At 64.3% G+C, this 20,667-nt stretch carries 14 protein-coding genes; 8 read left to right on the top strand and 6 right to left on the bottom strand.

Features of this window, described 5'->3' with window-relative positions; all coding sequences use genetic code 11:
* Positions 1 to 30: 30 nt before the first annotated feature.
* Both AC1AUD_RS06140 and AC1AUD_RS06135 read left to right on the top strand, forming a co-directional pair.
* On the top strand, positions 31 to 447 hold the full coding sequence (locus AC1AUD_RS06140) for a cupin domain-containing protein (protein WP_476573097.1): 417 nt from the start codon (positions 31 to 33) through the stop codon (positions 445 to 447).
* A 172-nt stretch (positions 448 to 619) separates the two neighbouring features.
* A complete protein-coding gene (locus tag AC1AUD_RS06135) occupies positions 620 to 2,050 on the top strand; it encodes a glycoside-pentoside-hexuronide (GPH):cation symporter (RefSeq protein ID WP_476573095.1) in 1,431 nt (476 codons plus the stop codon).
* 48 nt (positions 2,051 to 2,098) lie between these two features.
* Here AC1AUD_RS06135 and AC1AUD_RS06130 read toward each other — a convergent pair whose 3' ends face one another.
* On the bottom strand, positions 2,099 to 3,061 hold the full coding sequence (locus tag AC1AUD_RS06130) for an AraC family transcriptional regulator (protein ID WP_476573093.1): 963 nt from the start codon (positions 3,059 to 3,061) through the stop codon (positions 2,099 to 2,101).
* Between the two features lie 157 nt (positions 3,062 to 3,218).
* Here AC1AUD_RS06130 and AC1AUD_RS06125 point away from each other — a divergent pair, with 157 nt between their 5' ends.
* Together AC1AUD_RS06125 and AC1AUD_RS06120 are read left to right on the top strand one after the other, a co-directional pair.
* The gene (locus AC1AUD_RS06125; protein ID WP_476573091.1) at positions 3,219 to 4,463 is read left to right on the top strand and encodes an MFS transporter; all 1,245 of its coding nucleotides are present in this window, start codon (positions 3,219 to 3,221) and stop codon (positions 4,461 to 4,463) included.
* A gap of 18 nt (positions 4,464 to 4,481) precedes the next feature.
* A complete protein-coding gene (locus AC1AUD_RS06120; RefSeq protein WP_476573187.1) occupies positions 4,482 to 6,353 on the top strand; it encodes a DEAD/DEAH box helicase in 1,872 nt (623 codons plus the stop codon).
* A gap of 196 nt (positions 6,354 to 6,549) precedes the next feature.
* On the opposite strand, the gene AC1AUD_RS06115 is transcribed toward AC1AUD_RS06120, so the two are convergent.
* From AC1AUD_RS06115 to AC1AUD_RS06105, 3 genes are all read right to left on the bottom strand, one after another.
* Positions 6,550 to 7,755, bottom strand: a complete 1,206-nt coding sequence (locus AC1AUD_RS06115; RefSeq protein ID WP_476573089.1) for an iron-containing alcohol dehydrogenase — start codon at positions 7,753 to 7,755, stop codon at positions 6,550 to 6,552.
* Between the two features lie 71 nt (positions 7,756 to 7,826).
* Complete coding sequence (locus AC1AUD_RS06110) at positions 7,827 to 9,197, bottom strand: MFS transporter (protein ID WP_476573087.1); 1,371 nt, start codon at positions 9,195 to 9,197, stop codon at positions 7,827 to 7,829.
* A 108-nt stretch (positions 9,198 to 9,305) separates the two neighbouring features.
* Entirely contained in the window at positions 9,306 to 10,742 is a 1,437-nt protein-coding gene (locus AC1AUD_RS06105) for an MATE family efflux transporter (RefSeq protein ID WP_476573085.1), read from the bottom strand.
* A 152-nt stretch (positions 10,743 to 10,894) separates the two neighbouring features.
* Between AC1AUD_RS06105 and AC1AUD_RS06100 the strand changes: the two genes are divergently transcribed.
* A complete protein-coding gene (locus AC1AUD_RS06100) occupies positions 10,895 to 11,794 on the top strand; it encodes a LysR family transcriptional regulator (RefSeq protein ID WP_476573083.1) in 900 nt (299 codons plus the stop codon).
* A gap of 163 nt (positions 11,795 to 11,957) precedes the next feature.
* On the top strand, positions 11,958 to 12,866 hold the full coding sequence (locus AC1AUD_RS06095) for a hypothetical protein (RefSeq protein ID WP_476573081.1): 909 nt from the start codon (positions 11,958 to 11,960) through the stop codon (positions 12,864 to 12,866).
* A gap of 359 nt (positions 12,867 to 13,225) precedes the next feature.
* Here the strand turns inward: AC1AUD_RS06095 and AC1AUD_RS06090 are convergent, their stop codons facing one another.
* Positions 13,226 to 14,578: a nucleobase:cation symporter-2 family protein gene (locus AC1AUD_RS06090; protein WP_476573079.1), complete on the bottom strand. Its 1,353-nt coding sequence runs from the start codon at positions 14,576 to 14,578 to the stop codon at positions 13,226 to 13,228.
* 240 nt (positions 14,579 to 14,818) lie between these two features.
* On the bottom strand, positions 14,819 to 15,400 hold the full coding sequence (locus tag AC1AUD_RS06085; RefSeq protein WP_476573077.1) for a xanthine phosphoribosyltransferase: 582 nt from the start codon (positions 15,398 to 15,400) through the stop codon (positions 14,819 to 14,821).
* Between the two features lie 239 nt (positions 15,401 to 15,639).
* On the opposite strand from AC1AUD_RS06085, the gene AC1AUD_RS06080 reads away from it, so the two are divergent.
* On the top strand, positions 15,640 to 17,661 hold the full coding sequence (locus AC1AUD_RS06080) for an acyltransferase family protein (protein ID WP_476573075.1): 2,022 nt from the start codon (positions 15,640 to 15,642) through the stop codon (positions 17,659 to 17,661).
* 192 nt (positions 17,662 to 17,853) lie between these two features.
* A complete protein-coding gene (locus AC1AUD_RS06075; RefSeq protein WP_476573073.1) occupies positions 17,854 to 20,589 on the top strand; it encodes an ATP-dependent helicase in 2,736 nt (911 codons plus the stop codon).
* Positions 20,590 to 20,667 lie beyond the last annotated feature (78 nt).

Below are 20,667 nucleotides of genomic sequence, written 5' to 3'. Positions count from 1 at the left end.
TGACGATACGACGACAACGAAGGAGACGATATGGGCACGACGACCAATCCCAGCGCATTCCCACTTGGCGAGCCGAACGACGGCTTCGCGCAGTATTTCGACGGGCAGAGCTATCTCGCCCCGGTGCTCGACGCCCCGGAAGTCTCGATCCACAACGTGACCTTCGAGGCGGGCTGCCGCAACCACTGGCATATCCACCATCACGGTGCGCAGATCCTCATCGCCGTGGGTGGGCGCGGCTACTACCAGCTGGAAGGCGAGGAGCCGCAGGAACTGAGGCCCGGCCAGGCCGTGCGCATCCCGCCGGACACGAAGCACTGGCATGGTGCCGCTCCGAACGAAGCCTTCTCCCACCTGGCGTTCATGCTGCCCGACGGCAGCGGCGAGGCGGTGTCGAACGAATGGTGCGAACCCGTCGATCCGTCCGCCTACGAGGCGTTGGACTGACGGGCTGAATCGACCGCAATCCCAGGGGCGCGCTGAGCCGCGCCCCTTTTCATTCCTTGATGCGCGTGTCGCGCTGCACTGGGAATGAAAAACCCCGCGGACTAGAGTCCCTCCATTGTGCCGCGGAATATCCCCGTTTCCATTCGGGGACGGCGCATCAGAGAGGACGAATATGGACGGCATGACAGCCAGGGCGCGCGGAATGCAGCGCATCGCCTATTCCTTCGGCAACTTCGGGCAGACCGCGTTCTACAACGTGCTGAGCACCTATTTCGTCCTGTATGTGACGCAGGCGATGTTCACCGGCGTGGACAAGGACACGTCCAACAGGCTCATCGGCATCATCACCGGTCTGATCGTCGTCATCCGCTTCGCCGAGATCTTCCTCGACCCGCTGCTCGGCAATCTCGTCGACAACACCAACACCAAGTGGGGCCGCTTCAAGCCGTGGCAGCTCATCGGCGGCGTCGTCTCCGCGGTGCTGCTGGTCGTCGTCTACTCCGGTCTGTTCGGCTTGGTGAACGTGAACCCCACGCTGTTCATCATCCTGTTCGTCATCGTGTTCATTCTGCTCGACGTGTTCTATTCGCTGCGCGACATCTCCTACTGGGGCATGGTGCCGGCGCTCGCCTCCGACTCGCATGAGCGCGCCATCTACACCTCGCTGGGCAACTTCGGCGGCGGCCTGGGATACAACCTCGTGACCGTCGCGGTCGTGCCCATCGTCGCGTTCTTCACGATGCTGTTCACCGGCAAGGAAGGCCAAGGCCCCGCCGGCTGGCTCGCCTTCGCCGTGATCGCCGCCGTGGTCGGCATCCTCAGCTGCATGGCCGTCGCCTTCGGCACCAAGGAAAGCACCAATGTGCTGCGCACCAAGGCCAAGGGCTCCGGCGGCCCCATCCAGGCGTTCAAGGCCATCTTCTCCAACGACCAGCTGCTGTGGATGGCGCTGGCATACCTGCTCTACGCCGTGGTCAAAACCATCACCACCGCCAACCTCATGCTGCTGTTCAAATACGTGCTGGACGCCGACGGCACATATTGGATCGTCGGCATCATCGCCATGGTCACCGGCTTCGTCATGGTGCCGTTCTATCCGGTCATCAACCGCTATGTGCCGCGCCGCATCCTCTTCCTTGTGGGCATGGTGCTGATGGCCGCCGCCTATCTGGTGTTCATCTTCTCCTCGGACGGCCTGCCCATGGTGATCGCCGCACTCATCCTGTTCTACGTGCCCGATTCGCTGATCTCCACCACCTCGATCCTGACGATCACCGATTCCATCGAATATGGCCAGCTCAAGAACGGCCGTCGCAACGAGGCCGTCGTGCTGGCGGTGCGCCCGATGCTCGACAAGATCGCCGGCGCCGTCTCCAACGGCCTGGTCGGCTGGATCACCGTCGCCGCCGGCATGGTCTCCGGCGCCACCGCGGCCGATATGACGGCCGAGAACATCGCCACCTTCAAGATGTTCTCGTTCACGATCCCGCTGTTCGTGATCGTGCTGAGCTTCCTTGTGTTCTTCTTCTTCGTCAAGCTTTCCGAAAAGAGGCATGCCGAGATCGTCGCCGAGTTGACGAAGCGACTGAACGACGGGGAGTGACTTACACGGTGCCGGTTGGACGGGTTTCCCGTCTGCCGGCGTTTTTTGCTACGCTCTGCCGGGATTGGCCTCGCGCCAGGCGCGCGGCGTCATGCCCAAGCGCCTGCGGAACACGCGGATGAAATAGTTCGCCGACGTGAAGCCGCAGGCCTGCGACACCTCGGTGACGGATGCCGCCGAATCGGCGAGCATACGCGTCGCCCGCTCGATGCGATAGTCGGTGAGATATTCGTTGGGGGAGCGGCCCACGACGTCGCGGAACACCCGGCAGCAGCGTGCCCGGCCCATCGCGCCCGATGCGGCGATATCGTCCAGTGAGATGCGTTCGCGGAAATGACGCTGGATGAAGCCGGTCATTGTCAGGGCCTCCATGCGGTCGCGCCGGTTGTCGGACGGTTCGGCGCGCCGCGTCCGTGCCACAGCGGACTCGTCCGTCCCATCCGTTTCATTCGCTCCGTCCAGCGTGTCCGCAGTGGCTGCATCCGCTTGCGCCAATGGCAGTGTCAGTCCGCAGAGTTGCAGCGCGACGCCCAAGGCCTGCAACGGCTCGTCGGCAAGTTGGAGACGCACTGTTTCGTCAACAAGCCCCATGATGCGCGCATGCATCGGATTATTGCGGTCGAGCCGTAGGAAATCGGCGGCCTCCGGCCCGTAGCATGGCGACATCGATGCCGCCAGCGACGGGGCCGCCTGTTCGAAGATCTCCGGACTGACCACGACCACCGGGTATCGGCAGTCGCTTCGCTGCGGCGAGCAGCCATAGTGCAGACGGCGTGAATTGACGAACAGTCCGTCGCCCGCCGCAAGCTCCACCGGCTGTCCATCGACGACATAGGTCATCGCCCCCGAGACGACATGGACGAATTCGAAATCCCGGTGCCAGTGGCAGGGCATGCGGTAATCGAAACGAGCCAGATCGTCGATGAAGGTATAGAGCCTCATGTCGGGCAGGTCGTAGGGCACGGTCTCCGAAAGATCCGAATGCACCGTCAGCTTGTGCGGCTGCTTCATGGCTCTCCTTACATCTCAGCGTGCGTGGATACGATAATCCTATTTTTATATCCTGCGGTGACATGAATGATCGCCTGTTACTTGCGTCATTTCGTTATTTTGGTGTATCGCCTATCTCTGATATCGCAGGAAAGAGGATACGGATATGACATCGGTAATGAGTGAGCGTCGTGAGCGTTTCTTCACCCCGCAGGTGAGCGTGCTCGTATTCATGAGCTTCCTGCTGGGCACCAGCGAATTCATCATCGTGGGCATCCTGCCCGATATCGCGCGCGATATGCAGGTGCCGGTCACCGCCGTCGGCGCGCTGGTATCCCTCTTCGCCTTCGTCTACGCTCCCTGCACGCCCGTCGGCGCCGCCATATGCGCCCGCTTCGAACGCTTCCATGCGCTGATCGCCCTGCTGGCCGTGTTCCTGATCGGCAACCTCATGAGCACCGTCGCGATGAACTATCCGGTGCTCGTCGCCTCGCGCGTCCTCACCGCCTCCGTATCCGGAGTGCTGGTGGCCGTCTCCATGACCTTCGGTCCCGATGTGGCCGCCACAGACCGGCAGCCACGCTTCATCTCCTGGGTGTTCTCCGGATTCTCCGTCGCCTCCGTGCTTGGCATGCCCGCCGGCACATGGATCGGGCAGACCTTCGGATGGCGCGCCTCGTTCGTGGTCATCGACCTGCTCACGCTCGCCATGGTTGTCGTGATGTTCGCTGTGCTGCCCAAGCACTCCACGCCTTCGAAAGCCTCGCTGGCCGGGCAATTCCGGATTTTCGCAGACAAGCGCATCATCCTGGGCGTGCTCGCCGTCGTGTTCGGCCTAGCAGCCAGCTATGTGTGGTACACCTATCTGACCCCCATGTTCACCGATGAGATCGGCGTGCCCACGCGTTTCGTAAGCGTCGCGCTCGTCGGCTTCGGACTGGCCTGCCTGTGGAGCAACCTGCACGGCGGCACGCTGGCATCCCGGGGCGAAGGCATTGAACCCATGGTGCGCATGCGGCGACCCTACGCGCTGCAAGCCGCATGCATGCTGTTGCTGCCGCTCGCAGGCTTCGCTCCCATCGCCGGCATCGCGCTGCTGATTGTGCTCGGCATGGCCATCTACTTGCAGAACTCGCCCTCGCAGGTGCTGTTCCTGCACGTCGCCACCACAAAGCACCCCGGTTCGATGACGTTGGCGTCCTCGCTCAACTCCATGAGCTGCAATCTCGGCATCGCCCTTGGCTCGGCGGTCGGCGGACTCTCCTATGACAAGGTCGGGCTGACCTGGCTGGGACCCGTCGGAGCCGTATTCTCCCCGCTGGCCGTGCTGATGACCGTGCTATTGCGCGCGGACGCGAAGCGACATGGCAAGGAAAGTGCAGACCTTGGGGTAGGGTGGACAGGCTTTGCGCGCACCGCGTGAACCTTGACATGAAAGGCCATCGTGCCCAATACTTTCGATTCCGGCCGCAATCAGGCCGATTCCTCATACGACGCACCCGAACCCACCTTCGCCGAACTCGGCGTGCCCGGCGCCATCGTGCGCGCACTTGCGGACGACGGCAAGCGCACCGCCTTCCCGATCCAGGCGGACACGCTGCCCGATTCGCTGTCCGGTCGCGACGTGCTGGGGCGCGGGCGCACCGGCTCCGGCAAGACGCTGGCCTTCTCGATACCGATGGTCGCCCGGCTTGCGGAGATGACGGCCGACGGCGAGCATCGGGAACTGCCCGCGCCGCGCGGACTCGTGCTTGCGCCGACGCGCGAACTGGCCAATCAGATCAACGAGGTGCTGGCGCCTCTGGCGCAGGTCTGCCGGATGACCACCTGCACCGTGTATGGCGGCGTCAAATACAACCGTCAGATCGCTGAGCTCAAGGCCGGCGCCGATATCGTCGTTGCCTGCCCGGGGCGTCTTGAGGATTTGTTGCGACAAAGCGCGCTCACACTGGATGCGGTCGAGGTCGTTGTGCTCGACGAGGCCGACGAGATGGCCGATATGGGATTCCTGCCCGCCGTGCAGCGGCTGCTGGAACAGGTGGCCGACGACGCGCAGCATATGCTGTTCTCCGCCACGCTCGACCACGGCGTCGACAAGGTCGTCGAGCGTTTCCTGCACGACCCCAAGATGCATAGCGTGGATGACGCGAACAGCCACGTCGACGAGATGACACACCACGTCTTCGAAATCACCAAGGGCGACAAGGCCGAGATCGTGCGGCGCCTGGCCTCCGGCACCGGCAAACGCATCCTGTTCACGCGCACCAAGTATGGCGCGAAGAAGCTCGCCAAGAGCCTGACCAAGCAGGGCATTCCATGCGCGCAGCTGCACGGCAACCTCAACCAGAACCAGCGCGACCGCAACCTCGCGGCCTTCGAATCCGGCGAGGTCAACGTCATGGCCGCCACCGACGTGGCCGCGCGCGGCATCGACGTCTCCGGCGTGGAACTGGTCGTGCAGGTCGAACCGCCCGAGGATCCCAAGTCCTTCCTGCATCGCTCCGGGCGCACGGCGCGCGCCGGTCACGCCGGCGATGTGGTCACGCTCGTGCTGCCCGAGACGCGGCGCGAGACCATGCAGATGCTGCGGCATGCGGGCATCCGCATCAAGCCCGTCGAGGTGAAGCCCGGTTCGCCTGAGATCGCCGAACTGGTGGGGGAGACCGCCGAGCTCGTCGAAGGCTGGGAACTGGCGCCGCTGGCGGCCAAGGGCGGCCAGGGTAAGTCAGGCGCCGGCAAGACCGGCAGGGCGGCGAAGCGCGCCAAGTCCAAACAGCCGCGGGAATCGAAGGAACGGGTGAGCGTGTCGTCCGGCGCGCAAAGCCGCAAGGAACGCCGTAGCGAGATCCAGTTCCTCAACGAACCCGGTGCCCACGCGGACGAGGGCATGCAGCGCTCCGGCCGCCGGAACCGGTCGCAGGAAGCGTTCGACGGGCGTTCCGGCCGCAATCGTGGCGGCGCCGAAGGCCGCATCATCGAGGAGCCGGGCTCCGCTCGTGGCGGCAAGCGCATGCATCGCAAGCCGATCCGCGTGACCGAGGATCTGCGCGGCGAGGACGCCAAGCGCCATGACCGTCGCGTCGCCGCCCGCCGCGACGAGGCGGAGGCCCCCAAGCGCGGCGCCAAGCAGGGCAAGCGCGGCAAAGGCTCCAACGGCTCATACGCCGGTGGCAGCGGCCGTGCCAATAACGGGCATGGGCGCAACGGCAACGGCGGCAACGGCCATGTCAACGGCGGCCGCGGCACGGCCAATGGCTTCCGCTCCGCCCGCAAGGCCAAGTCCAAGCGCGCTCCGTTCCGCACCGCGCGCTAACCGCCGACGTGCCCCCGCGCGGCGTACACCCGTCCCATCATCCCGTCCGTCCCACCCCTCCACGGTGCGGCAAACTCCACGGTGACGTAAACCCCACCGTGCGGTAACTGCGGTTTTGGCGTAATTCCGCCATTTTCGCAATTACCGCACCGTGGGGTTTACCGCATCGTGGAGATAAAGGCACCGTGGAGAGGCGTCACTCCTCGTCCCAGATCATGCCGAGCACGGCGCCGACCTTGGCGTTGGCGTCGCCGGTGTGGATCGGCGGGGTCCACAGACGGGACTTGAAGTCGTCGAGCACCATCGGCGTGGCCTTGGCGATGAACTCCTCGCGCGTGTCGTTGAACCCGTTGGCGCGCATCGTCTCCTGCAATCCGGTGAGTCCGAAGCTCCGGTAGAACTCCAGCACCGCGTCGGCCACGCGGCCGCCCGTGGCGATCGCATCGTCGCTCACGGCCACGCCGATGCGTTCCGCCACGGCGCGGATGGCGTCGGAGGCCTCGGGCGCCACGGCGAAATGGCGATACACGGTCGGCAGCGTCATCGCACAGGCGTGCCCGTGCACGATGTGATACAGCGCGCCGATCGCATGCGCGACCGCATGCCCGTTCGGCACCGCGCCGGTCGCCTCGGCGTAATGCGCCGCCCATGCCAACTGCTCGCGCGCCTCGACATTCGTCGGCTCGCGGAAGGCGACCGGCAGCCACTTCCAGATGCGCTCCAGGCAGTCGAGCTGCATCAGCGTCGAATACTCGTTCTGCTGGGTGCCGATGAGGTTCTCCATGCAATGCGCGAGCGCGTCGAGGCCGCAATACGCGGTGGGCACCGGCGGCATGCCGACGGTGAGCCGCGGGTCGACGATCGCCAGATCGGCGATGAGGTTCTCGTTGCCGCAGGAGAACTTGAGATTCAGCGTCGTGCTGGTGATCACGCCGGTCAGCGTGGATTCGGCGCCCGAACCGCCGGTGGTGGGGATCGTCACCAGATAGCAGGGGCGGCGGAATGTGGGGCGCATCTTCGTGCCCTGCATGCTGTAGTCGTGCAGGTCGCCGATGTCCCCGGGGATGCCGGCGATCAGCGCCGCCACTTTCGCCGTGTCCATGCTCGAGCCGCCGCCCAGCCCGATCACCGCGTCGTATCCGTGCTCGAGGATGAGTTCGCGCACCTCAAGGCAGGTGGTGTCCGGCGGATCGGGCAGGCAGCGGTCATAGACGTCGCAGGCGATGCCTGCCGCTTCGACGAGCTCCTTCACACGGTCGACATAGCCGAGGGAGACGATGCCGCGGTCGGTGACGACAAGCACCGATTTCACTTCCTGGGCGGCGAGGCGTTCGCCGAGCGAATCGAGCGTGCCGTTGCCGAATACGGTGTGCGGGGTTTTGTTGGTCTCATAGGTGTTCATAGGTACTCCTTGTGTGATGGTTCGGATGGTTGAGGACGAAATATATGGAATCGGCCGGGCAGGGCGATATATCACTTGCCCCGCCCGCGCCACAGCAGCGCCACGGCGACGAGTAGCAGGATGATCAATGCCCCGCCGCAGCTCAGCACGGTCGTCAGTCCCGCGGCCAGCGAAGGCAGCGCGCCGGTGACGGTGCCCATCACGGCGATGCCCATCGCGCCGCCGACCTGGCGGAAGGTGTTATAGAGCGCGGAGGCGATGCCGGCCTGCGACTCGTCCACGCTGGTGAGCACGAGGTTGCTCAACGCCGGGGTCATAAGCGCGCCACCGGAGGAGATCAGGCACACGCAGACAGTCAGCAGCAGGGGATTGACCGGCTCTCCCAAGGCAAGGGCGCCGGCGAAGCCGAGGATCATCGAGGACATGCCGCACAGCAGCGTGAACTTGACGCCCTTGGCGTTGGCCAGACGTCCGGATGCGAGGTTCGCGACGATGTTGGTGAACGCCGACGGCACGATCACCATGCCTGCCTGCAACGCGCTCATGCCCTGGCCCTGCTGCAGCTCCAGATTCACGATGAAGGTGAGCGAATACCAGTTGAAGATCATGAAGAACGCGATGACCAGCGCGAACCGCATGCCCTTCGAGGCGAACAGGCTCAGCGGCATCATCGGCGAGGCGACCCTCGATTGGGAGAACACGAAGGCGACAAGCGCCGCCGCGCCCACGACGATCAGCACGATGATATGCGGCGCGCTGAACCCAGCCTCGCCGCCTTGGATGATGCCGCCCAGCAGACATGCCACGCCGGCCAGCGCCAGCGCCTGGCCGGTCCAGTCGAATCGGGTGGGGCGCATGGGGGAGGGCTTGACCTTGACGCATAGGGCCAGGGCCACCAGGCAGAAGGGGATGTTGACCGCGTAGACCAGACTCCAGCTGATCGGGGCGAGTGCGCCGCCGAGCATCGGTCCGACGATGGAGGCCGCCGAGCCGCCGGTGGCCCACAGGCTCATGGCCTTGGCGCGCTCCTTGGCGTCGGGGTTGGCTTCCTTGATGAGCGCCATCGAGGAGGGCTGGATCATGGCCGAAGCGACGCCCATCACGCACACGCCGGCGATGAGCATGGGCATGCTTTGCGATAGCGCGCAGAATGCCGCGGCGGCCGCATACAGGGTGGTGCCGCCCACGAACATGCGCTTGGCGCCGAAGCGGTCGGACAGGTTGCCGGCGCACAGCAGCAGCGTGGCGAACATGAGATTGTATCCGTCGGCCACCCACTGCTGTTCGGTCATGCCGCCGCCGATGTCGGCGACGATGGAAGGCAGCGCCGCATTGGTGAGCAGCAGGTTCATGGCCGTCAGGAAGAAGGCCGCCGAAGTGACGAGGGTGGTGATCGGTGCGGAATGGCGGGCTGCCTTGCCCGCGGGTGGCGACGATGTCATGAGTATTCTCCATTGGTTAGCACAAAAGAGACTGATGGTTTACAGCTACCTCATCGTATTGTTGATTTGCGGCGTCTTCCATCGTGTCACATCTTCTTTTGGTTGTGTTTATATAAACCTATGGTTTATGTAAGATTGTGGGGTGCGCAGTTTGGGGCGAGTGCCACGTTTGCCATGGAGGGCGCGCCAGGCCGGCCGGCAGACGGCCAGAACGGCAAGCAGCAACGCCGCGGTGACGGCCAGGCTGATCGGATAGACCATCATGATCGTCAGGAAGTCGCGATGCTTGGGGAAGACGAAGGCGATCCATCCGATGCGCACGCCGCACACGCCGATCACCGTGAGCAGGGCCGGTGCCAGCGATATGCCGAATCCACGCAGATATCCGGACACCACGTCATAGGTCATCGAGAAGATATAGCCGACGAACACCAAGAGAAGCCGATCGTAGCCGAGTCTGACGGCTTCGGGATCGCGGACGAACAACCCCAGCAGCAGATGTCCCGCCGCGAGCACGAGCGCGATCGCCGAACCGGTGGCGATCAGATCCTCCAGGTAGCACACGCCCAGCACGCGGCGGCATCGGGCGTATTTCTTCGCGCCGGAGTTCTGCCCGGTGAAGGTGGCGCATGCCTGCGAGAACGAGTTGAACACCTGATAGGCCAGCGATTCGATGTTGAAGGCGGCGCTGGACGCGGCGATCACCGTCGTGCCCAGCGTGTTGATCGCGCCTTGGATGATGACGTTCGCGAAGGCGAAGACCGCGCCCTGCAGTCCGGCGGGCAGGCCGATCCGCAGGATGGCACGCGCCGACATCGCGTCGAAGCGCAGCGCGCGCAGATCGACGTGGATCGGCGCGTCGGCGTCGAGACGGGTCAGGCGGCGCAGCAGGGTCAGCGAGCTGAAGGCGTTGGCCGCGACGGTTCCGATCGCCACGCCCGCCACGCCCATATGCAGGCCCGCCGTCAGCGCCAGTCCGATCGCCACATTGAGCAGACCGGCCAATGCCAGTGCCTTGAGCGGAGTGCGGGTGTCGCCCGAAGCGCGGAAGATCGCCGCCTCGAAATTATAGAGCAGGATGACCGGCAGTCCGATCAGATAGATGCGCAGATACAGCAGTGCGAACGGCATCACGTCGGATGGCACGGCGAGCAGGCGCAGGATCGGCGCCGCACATAGCTGTCCGATGGCGAGGAAGGCCGCGCCACCCGCGAGCGCCATGACGATCGCCGTATGGGTCGCCGATCGCGCGCCGTCCATGCTTCCCCTGCCGATGGCATTGGCGATGACCACATTCGCCCCCAGCGCCACGCCGATGAAGAAACTGATCACCAGCATGACGATGAAACTGTTGGCGCCCACCGCCGCCACATCGCGCGTGCCGTCCGCGCCGGAGAAATTGCCGACGATGGCCACGCCCGTCGCGTTGAACAACTGCTCCAGCACGCCTGTGGCCGCGACCGGAAGGGCAAAGCGCAGCACATTGGCGAACAGCTTGCCCTCGAGCATGTCGAGCGGTGCGGATGAGGACTGTTTGCCAAACATGTATACTCCTAAAGTTAATGCGATGACGTTCAAGGGCTACGTGTGCAATGGTATGATGGGTGAAATTCGTTTACCACCGGTTTATGAGTCAATCTAGTTGACACGGCATGAACCAAGGGTTGACGGCTGGAACGAATCTAAGGGAGGAACCCATGTATGACCGTCGGCTCGACGCCATCCTCGCCGCCGTTGAGCTCGGCAGCTTCGGCAAAGCCTCCGAGCGACTGCATATCTCCACCCCCGCATTGGTCAAGCAGGTCAATGCCTTCGAGCGGGAGCATCATCTGATGCTGTTCGAACGTTCCCGATCCGGCGTGCAACCGACCCGCGCGGGAATGGCCCTGGCGGAGGACGCGCGCGCCATCGTGCGTCAATGCGATGCCGCGCTGCGCCGTGCCCGCGCCGTCATGAATGAAACCGACGGTTCCGAACCGGTGCGCATGGGTGTCTCCGTGCTGCGGTCGGCGCGTATGATCCTCGACCTGTGGCAGCGCGCGGGTTCGGAGCATTCCGGCATCCGCCTCGAACTGGTGCCGTTGCCCGACGACTTCGCCACCTTCGAACGCACGGCATACCATCTGGGCGAGCAGGTCGATGTGCTCGCCTGCGCCTTCATGCCCGAATGGTGGGCCGACATCTGCGGCACGCTGGCCATCGGAGAACAGCGGGAATGCATGGCCGTGCCCCGGTCCAATCCTCTCTCCGGCAGGAACCGTTTGACGCTATGCGACCTCGAGGGCCAGCGTGTGCGAGTCATCCGCCGTGGCCGCGGCGGCATCGACGGTGTGCACGATGCATTGGAGTCGCATGGCGGCATCGACATCGTGGACATCGACGCCTACGAACTGTCCACATTCAACGAATGCGCCGAATGCGGCGATCTGCTGGTCTCCAAACCCATCTGGGAGGGCGTGCATCCCGGCTTGGTCAATGTGCCCGTCGACTGGGATTTCGCCATGCCCTACGGCCTGCTGCATCCGCTCGATCCCACGCCCGCCGTGCGCCGCTTCCTTGACGAGGTCGCGCGCCTTGCGTCACTGCGCGTGGCATGACGCATCTACTGGCCGACCCCATGTCTCCTCACCTGATGCGTCTGCGATAGACAAGACCGTCCTACCGTTTTCCGGTACCGTTCGGGGCCTTCTGCGTGAGCCGTGGCCTCTCCGCGCCCCTATAATCACCCCAGCCATGCACCGACGCAAGGGAGAGGCAATCATGAGCGAGAAGAACAGCGGCACCGGCAAAACCACGAAGGCCAAGTCCGGCGCATCCTCCACGAAACACACCTTGAAGCGGGTGTCCGATCCGTCCGAGCGCAGGTTCATTGATTGGTCCACCGGCCGCCAGACCACCGACGTCAAGGCCCACACCACGGCCGGCGTCGACCTCGACAAGTCGCATGCCGAGCATCGCGCCGCCGCCATGCCGCTGCGCATCGGGGCGGTCGTGCTGTGGCTGGCCGGTCTGGCCACCGAGATCGTCGCCATCCTCGAGATGAACGGGACCCTGAATTTCCCCGGCCTCGAGCGCATGTGGTGGATCATCATCCTGCTCGTGATCGATTGCGCGCTGGTGCTCGCCGGCTCGCTGATCTGGAACCGCGCCAACCATCTCGACCCCGCCTCGGAGAAGAACAAATTCGCCTATTGGGTGCAGACCGAGCTCGGCGTCATCATCGCGGTCATCGCCTTCGCGCCGATCATCGTGCTTATGCTCGCCAACAAGAACCTCGACAAGAAGTCGAAGACCGTGTGCACGATCGTCGCCGCCGTCGCGCTGCTGGCCGCGGGATTCGGCGGGGCCAACTGGACGCCCACCACCTCCGAGGCCTACGACCAGGCCGAAATCGCCGCCGCGCAGCTCGCCGACAACGGCAAGGTGTATTGGACCGCCTCGGGCGATGTGTATCACTTCAACCCCGACTGCCCGCATCTGAAGCGCTCGGCCGAGATCTACTCCGGCACGATCAGGGAGGCCTTCGCCGACAACGCGAAGACCCGCGCCTGCAAGGACTGCGCCACTGAAGGCGGACGATACGTGCTCAAGACCTCCACTGACGCCGACGATGGTGCCGATGCCGGCGACGCAGACGAAGGCGGCAACGCATCAGGCGAAGGCGAGTAGTAGGTCAACCGCCCCATAGGCCAGCCGCCCCACATACGCAAAAGGGCTCCCGAACAACATTGCCGCTGTTCGGGAGCCCTCGTTCTTGTTCCGTCATCCTCGATAAAGGGCACACCCATCTCCACGGTGATGCAAACTCCACCGTGCTGTTAACCCCACCGTGCGGTAATCGTAGTTTTGGCTTTATACCAACGTTTTGCCGATTGCATCACCGTGGGGTTAACGTCACCGTGGAGATAACGGCACCGTGGGGAGACGCTTGCCTTGGATGGGCGCGCTTCGTGTGCCTTTGGGACAGATGGTGCTCGTGGTTTCGCTTGCGTACGTTCAGACTGTCCGCTGAACGCACGCAGGATTGGTCATGCCTTTTCCGTGGCCTGCGGGGCGCTGAGGAAGTGCTCCTCGCCGGGCAGGACGGCGTTGAGAATCACGGCGACCACGAAGGCGACGGCGATGCAGTTCGAGGCGAAGATCTGCTGGAACAAGGCGGGGAAGTGCACGAAGATGTCGCTCACCTGCGTGAAACCGATGCCGATGGTCAGCGACAGCGCGGCGATGGTGATGTTGCGCTGCGAGAAGCCAGCTTCGGCGATCATTTGGAAGCCGGAGAGGATGATGTTGCCGAACATCATGATCGTGCAGCCGCCGAGCACGGCCTGGGGCAGCGAGTTGAACACCTCGGCGATGGCCGGCACGAACGACGCGAGGACCAGGATCAGACCGCCGGAGAGGATCACCTTGCGGTTGACGACCTTGGTCATGGCCACCAGGCCGATGTTCTGCGCGAAGGAGGTCAGCGGCAGGCAGCCGAAGGCGCCCGACACCGTGGAGATCAGGCCGTCGCCCGCGATGGCGCCTGCGGTCTCCTTTTCGGTGGGCAGACGGTTCAAGCCCACCTTGGTCAGGGCGGCCGTGTCGCCGAGCACCTCGACCGAGGAGACCACATAGAGCAGACCGATGGAGATAATCGCGCCCCAGTCGAATTCGGGCTTGAACGGCATGAACTGCGGCACGGAGACAATCGCCAGATCGGAGAAGCCCGAGAAATCGACCTTGCCGAAGCAGATCGCCGCCACATAGCCGACGACCAGACCGAAGAGCACCGACAGCTGCTTCAACGTGCCCTTCATGAGCAGCTGGAACGCCAGGCAGGCGACCAGCGAAATCAGGCCCAGCGTGAGGTTCTGCCAGGAGCCGAAGTCCTTCGCGCCGTCGCCGCCGCCGAAGGAGGTGGCGCCCACATTGAGCAGGGAGAAGCCGATCGAGGTGACGACGATGGCCGAGACGATTGGCGGCACGAAACGACGCCAGTATTTCGCGGTCAGGCCGAGCACCAGCTCAAGCAGGCCGCCGATGAGCACGGCGCCGACGACTGCGCCGTATCCCTTGTCGGCGCAGATCGCCACGGCGGCCGCGACATAGGTGAAGGAGATGCCCGTTACCATCGGCAGGCGCGAACCGATGCGCCACGCGCCATAGAGCTGCAGGCAGGTGCCCAGGCCTGCCACCAGCAGACCGGATTGGATGACGGCGGCCGACTGCTCCGGGGTCATCTTCGCGGCCGAGGCCACGATGAAAATCGGGGCGAGGTTCGCCACGAACATCGCCATCACGTGCTGCAATCCGAACGGAATGCCCTTCCAGAACGACACCGGCGCGTCCAGCGAGGTCAGCGCCTCCATCGAAATGCTGTTGCGTTGTTTTTTCTCCATATATTTCCTTCTCTCAATATTTCCTCCCTCTGACGAGGGAGGTGGCAGCCGAAGGCTGACGGAGGGAGAGATTGGCAGGCGCGCTACCCGTTGTCTCTCCCTCAGCCCTCGCTATGCTCGGCCAGCTTCCTCATCAGAGGGAGCATAAAATCCGCACTGCTCACTGTCGTTCGCCTTCACCTACAAACGCCTCCGGCGTTTGCTTTGCGGCTCAGCCCATCAGGGGGGGGCAAAAACGCCCTACGCCCGGAACTCGATCTCGCCGGTCTCGGGGTTCATCGATTCGACGATGGCCAGCGAATCGACGTCATATCCCTCCGCGCGCAGCGAGTCGCCGCCCGGCTGGAAGCCCTTCTCGACGGCGATGCCGATGCCTTCGATCACCGCGCCGGCGGCGTTGCACAGGTCGATGAGTCCGCGCAGCGCCTTGCCGTTGGCCAGGAAATCGTCAAGGAGCAGCACATGGTCGCCCTCGTTGAGGAACTTCTTCGAGACGATGACCGGGAATTCCTTCTGCTTGGTGAACGAGTAGACGGTCGTCGAATACTGGTCGCCGTCGAGGTTGATCGACTGCGCCTTCTTGGCGAACACCACCGGCACATCGCTGAAATGACGCGCCGCCAGGCAGGCGATGCCGATGCCGGAGGCCTCGATGGTGAGGATCTTGTCGATCTGCTTGCCGGCGAAATGCTCCGCCCAAGCCGCGCCCATCCGGTCGAACAGTGCCACATCGCACTGGTGGTTGAGGAAGGCATCGACCTTGAGCACATCGGCCGTCTTCACGGTGCCTTCGCGGCGGATCCGGTCCTCGAGTTCTTGCATGGCCACCTTGGGGTCCTTTCGTCAGTGGTGGAGGTGGGGATGGCACCCCAGCCTACGCGCGTCGGATGACCTTGATGCGCGTCCGCCGCCGTCCTCGGTTCACCCGTGTCCATATGCCGGATGCTCCCCAAAGGGGATGGAACCCAGTGTTGGTCCGCACTCGGAGTATGCCGTTCTCCTATGATGTGCGAGACGAGGGCGAAAAACAGAGAAACGAGGCAGACATGCGGTACGCGTGCATGGATGGCATCAAGGGTCTGGCATTGCTGTCGATCATCTGGTATCACCTCTCCATGCGCTCGCTGCCGGGCGGCTTCGTGGGCGTGGAGACCTTCTTCGTCGTCTCCGGATTCCTGCTGGGCACGGGGCTGCTGCGGGAGCTCGACCGCAACGGACGCCTGTCCCTCGGACGCTTCTACCTGCGTCGTCTGGCCCGCTTGTGGCCCGCGCTGGCCTTCATGACGCTGTCCGTCGTCTCCTTGGGCGCGCTGATCGACCCCGAGACCATTGTCCAAATCCGAGGCAAGGCCGTCGCCGCACTGACCTTCACGACGAACTGGCATGAGATCGCCGTCGGCGGCAGCTATTTCGCCTCCACCTCGCCCCAGTTGCTGCGTCACCTGTGGTTCGTCGCATTATTGGCCCAGATGACGCTGGCGCTTCCGCTCCTCGTGCTTGCCGTGCGCCGGTTCCTTCCCACCCGTTTCCAGCCCGCCGCACCATTGCTGCTGGCCATCACCTCCGCCTCAGCAATGGCGGTGCTCTTCAAGCCAGACGCCGATCCGACGCGCGTCTATTACGGCACCGATACCCATTGCTTCGCGCTGCTGTTGGGATTGTCGTTGGCATGGTGGCTGTCCGAACGTGATCGACGTCGCGCCGCATCCAACGCATCCAATGCGCCTGTCGATACCGCCGCCGTGTCGGGAACCGCCGATATGCCAGTGAGCCCGGCGATGCCCGCGTCCGTGCCCGCCGCAGACGGTCTTGCATCCGTCTCCACAATGCCCTCCGCGGCGTTCATCGCCCGTATCGCCCCATGGGCGGCCACCGTCGCGCTCTGCGCTTTGATGGCGCTCGCCATCCACTTGGACCAGGACGCCTCCGCCTTCCGCGGCGGGCTGGCCTTGGGCGCCATATGCTCGGTCGTGCTGGTTGCCGGTTCCATCGCCCGGGGATCGTGGATGGAATCATTGTTCTCCTGGCGCCCGTTGGAGCTGCTGGGACGGTATTCCTATGGGATATACCTATGGCATTGGCCGCTGTTCCTGCTGTTCCAGACACTGCTGCCGGCGTGGCGGGGAAGCGGCATATGGCTGATATGGACGCTCACCTTGGTCTCGACGCTGCTAATGGCCGCCGTATCCTGGCATGTCGTAGAGCGTCCGATGGCGGGTCTGTCGGATCGACTGCGCGCGCAGAGCACGCAAGTCACGCAAGGTGAAGCGCAGCACCACACCGATGAGACATCCCATCCCGTCGCCGAGAACCATCCCGCCGAGCAGCGTCCATGGGTGCGCATCATCCTCACCTCGGCCCTCGTCGTCGTGCTGGCCGTCGGTTTTGCGCACGCATGGCAGGTCGCTCCCGCGCAATCGCACGTGCAGACCATGCTGGAACGCAACCAGGGTACGCTCGACGAACAGGCGGACAAGCGCGCCGCCGATGCGCAGGCCGCGGCCGAGGCCAAGCGTCGCGCCGAGGAGGATGCCAAGGCGCGCGCCAAGGCACAGGCCGAGATCATGCGCACGCTTGACGGCGGGGACGTCACCGTCATCGGGGATTCGGTGACCGTCGGCGCCACGCCCGCCATCCAGCGGATTATGCCCAAGGCCATCATCGACGCGAAGGTGTCGCGTTCGCTCAAGGTGGCACCCGGCATCGTCGGCCAGCTCGCAGGGCAGAACGCGCTGCGGCGCTTCGTTGTGATCTCGCTCAACACCAACAGCGCGGCGACGACCGGTGATTTCGACGCCATCGCGCAGGCAGTGGGCCCCGATCATGTGCTGGTCCTGGTCACCGGGCATGGCGACCGCTCGTGGATTCCCACGGCGAACCAGGCCGCCGTGGACTACGTGGGCGCGCACCCCGGCAATGCGATCCTCGCCGACTGGAACGCAGCAATATCCACGCATCCCGAGATGCTTGCCGCCGACGGCATCCATCCCGACGGAAGCGGAGCGGACGTCTACGCGAACACCATCCGCGACGCGATCGGCGGATGGTTGGCCGCCCAGAAGGTCGCCGAGTCGCGGCGCTGAGCCAGCTGAGCCACGGCGCGTCGCCCGGGGTCAACGGCCATGATCGGCGCAATCGGCCGTCGCCGGCCTTCGCCGGCCGTCCATGTGCGAGCCATGTGATAGACATAGGCACGGCGTGGAGGGATACTGTGCCGACCAAAAGGCCCCGCGCCCGCAAAAAAGTCCATATCCGACACACCCGAAGGGACAGCCGTGCAACAGGATCCGGATCTCATCGCCCGCTCCGCCGAAGAACTCGTCGGCGACCTGAACCCGCAGCAGTCCGAGGCAGTCCAATATCGCGGGCCGGCCCTGTTGATCGGCGCGGGCGCCGGCAGTGGCAAGACGCGCGTGCTCACCCGTCGCATCGCGTGGATACTGAGCCAGTTCGGCGCGTGGCCCAGCCAGATTCTGGCCATCACCTTCACCAACAAGGCCGCCGCCGAGATGCGCGAACGCCTCGGCGCGCTGATCGGTCCGGTCGCCCAGCGCATGTGGGTGTCGACCTTCCACTCGGCCTGCGTGCGCATCCTCAGGCGCGACGGCAAGGCCATCGGTCTCAAATCCGGCTTCACGATCTACGACACCGCCGATTGCGAACGATTGATCAAACTCATCGCCGCCGACCTCAACTTCGACGTCAAACGATATACGCCGCGTTCCATCCTCGGCGCGATCTCCGATTTCAAGAACGCGCTCGTTTCGGCGAAGACGCAGCTGGCGCAATACGCCCCCGACTACAGGCCCGGCCAGCGCGGCTACCAGCTCGGCCGCGTCGGCAACGTCGAGGAGCTCCATGCCGTCGTCTACGCCGAATACGAACACCGGCTCGCCATGGCCAACGCCGTCGACTTCGACGACCTCATCGTGCGCACCGTCGAATTGCTGCGCGACCATCCCGAGGTGGCCGAATACTATCGGCATAAGTTCCGCTATATTCTCGTCGACGAGTATCAGGACACCAACCACGCGCAATATGTGCTCGTGCGCGAGCTCGCCGGCATCGATGCGGGGGAGGAGACCATTCCCACCGCCGCTGCCGCCGGGCGTCAGGGTCCCGCGTGGATCACCGTCGTGGGTGATTCGGATCAATCGATCTACGCCTTCCGTGGCGCCGACATCCGCAACATCCAGGACTTCGAGAAGGATTTCCCGGATGCGAAGACGATCATGCTCGAGCAGAACTATCGCTCTACGCAGACGATCCTCGACGCGGCCAATGCCGTCATCAAGAACAACCAGGGGCGCAAGCCCAAGAAGCTGTGGACGGCCCTGGGCAAGGGCGAGCCGATCGTCGGATACGCCGCCGACAACGCGCAGCAGGAGGCGGCCTGGATCGCCGGCGAAATCGCGCGTCTGCATGCCGAGGAAGGCATCCGATACTCGGATATGGCCGTCATGTATCGCGCCAACGCGCAGTCCCGCTCGCTTGAGGAAGGGCTGATCAACGCGGGGGAGCCGTATCAGCTCGTCGGCGGCACGCGCTTCTACGAACGGCGCGAGATCAAGGACGCGATGGCCTATCTGCAGGCAATCGTCAACCCGACCGACGACGTGAACATGCGCCGCATCCTCAATGTGCCCAAGCGTGGGCTCGGCGCGCGAGCCGAGGCCCTGATCGCCGGCTACGCGGAGGCGAACGGCTCGGCCTTTTGGACCGGCATCGTCAACGCCGAGCGGCTCGAGGCGCCCACCCGCACCATGAACCAGCTCAAGGCCTTCCGCGACCTGCTCTACGGCCTGCATACCTTCGCGCTCGAACACGACGCGCGTCCCAGCGAAATCGTCGCCGAGGTGCTGTCGAAATCCGGCCTGCTGGAGGAATTGCAACGCTCCGAGGACCCGCAGGATGCCTCGCGTGTCGAGAACCTTTCGCAGCTGCAATCGGTTGCCGCCGAATACGAGCAGAACACGCCCGACGCGACGCTCGGTGGCTTCCTCGAGACCACGGCGCTGGTCGCCGACTCCGACCAGCTGCCCGGCGAGGAGGAGGACACGGGCAAGGTCACGCTGATGACCCTGCACACGGCCAAGGGATTGGAATATCCGGTCGTGTTCCTCACGGGCCTCGAGCAGGGCACCTTCCCGCATTCGCGTTCGCTTGAGGACCTTTCGGAGATGGAGGAGGAGCGACGGCTGGCTTACGTCGGCATCACGCGCGCCAAGCAGCGGCTCTATGTGACGCGCGCCGCCGTGCGCGCCCAGTGGGGGCAGTCCAACGAGATGCTGCCCAGCCAGTTCCTCGACGAGATCCCCGACAATCTGATCGATTGGAAGCGCCGCGAGGCCGGCGTCGAGCGCATGCGCACCGGCTGGGGAGCTGGTGGCTCGGATGCCTTTGATGATGACTTCGGCGGCTGGGACGACGATTTCGGCTCCGGTGCCACGTTCGGGGGCTCGGGTTCGTCGTATGGGTCGGGATATGGTTCGCGCGGCGGCTCGTCGTATGGTTCGCGTTCCTCCTATGGGTCGGGCTCATATGGTTCGCGTTCGTCATACGATTCCGATTCCTCGTATGGTTCCGGATCGTCGTTCGGTTCGCGTGGCTCCTCCTATGGCTCCGGTTCGCGTGGTTCGTCGGGCTCCCGGTCCGGCTCGTCCTACGGTTCGGGTCGTTCCTCCGGCTCACGATACGGCTCCGGCTCGGGTTCCTCGTATGGTTCCGGCTCCCGATATGGCTCCGGATCCTCGACCCGCGGCGGCAAGGTGACGACGCGCCATGTGACGCCCAAATCCGGTGGTTCGCAGTCGGCGTCGTCGCTCGACAAGGACAACAAGCTCAATATCGCCGACTTCTCGATTGGAGACAAGGTGACCCACGACCGCTACGGCCTCGGCACCGTCGTCGACACGCAGGACAAAGGCCGCAACTCCGTCATCACCGTCGACTTCGGCACCGACGGCGTCAAACGGTTGATGCTGCGTGTGGCGCCGATCGAAAAACTCTGAAAGAGTTTTTCACTAATCGGCGCCGCGCGAGGAGGAGGACAGCCCTGTGGGTTGTTCGACGACGGAGCCATCCTTATT

Source organism: Bifidobacterium sp. LH_730, from assembly GCF_056355835.1.
Note: the sequence above shows the minus strand (reverse complement) of the source record. Positions and strands in the feature narration are given on the sequence as shown.

Excerpts from the sequence above, each read along its gene's own strand:
- AC1AUD_RS06140 (WP_476573097.1), top strand. The coding sequence starts at position 31 with ATGGGCACGACGACCAATCCCAGCGCATTCCCACTTGGCGAGCCGAAC.
- AC1AUD_RS06135 (WP_476573095.1), top strand. The coding sequence starts at position 620 with ATGGACGGCATGACAGCCAGGGCGCGCGGAATGCAGCGCATCGCCTAT.
- AC1AUD_RS06130 (WP_476573093.1), bottom strand. The coding sequence starts at position 3,061 with ATGAAGCAGCCGCACAAGCTGACGGTGCATTCGGATCTTTCGGAGACC.
- AC1AUD_RS06125 (WP_476573091.1), top strand. The coding sequence starts at position 3,219 with ATGAGTGAGCGTCGTGAGCGTTTCTTCACCCCGCAGGTGAGCGTGCTC.
- AC1AUD_RS06115 (WP_476573089.1), bottom strand. The coding sequence starts at position 7,755 with ATGAACACCTATGAGACCAACAAAACCCCGCACACCGTATTCGGCAAC.
- AC1AUD_RS06110 (WP_476573087.1), bottom strand. The coding sequence starts at position 9,197 with ATGACATCGTCGCCACCCGCGGGCAAGGCAGCCCGCCATTCCGCACCG.
- AC1AUD_RS06105 (WP_476573085.1), bottom strand. The coding sequence starts at position 10,742 with ATGTTTGGCAAACAGTCCTCATCCGCACCGCTCGACATGCTCGAGGGC.
- AC1AUD_RS06100 (WP_476573083.1), top strand. The coding sequence starts at position 10,895 with ATGTATGACCGTCGGCTCGACGCCATCCTCGCCGCCGTTGAGCTCGGC.
- AC1AUD_RS06095 (WP_476573081.1), top strand. The coding sequence starts at position 11,958 with ATGAGCGAGAAGAACAGCGGCACCGGCAAAACCACGAAGGCCAAGTCC.
- AC1AUD_RS06090 (WP_476573079.1), bottom strand. The coding sequence starts at position 14,578 with ATGGAGAAAAAACAACGCAACAGCATTTCGATGGAGGCGCTGACCTCG.
- AC1AUD_RS06085 (WP_476573077.1), bottom strand. The coding sequence starts at position 15,400 with ATGCAAGAACTCGAGGACCGGATCCGCCGCGAAGGCACCGTGAAGACG.
- AC1AUD_RS06080 (WP_476573075.1), top strand. The coding sequence starts at position 15,640 with ATGGATGGCATCAAGGGTCTGGCATTGCTGTCGATCATCTGGTATCAC.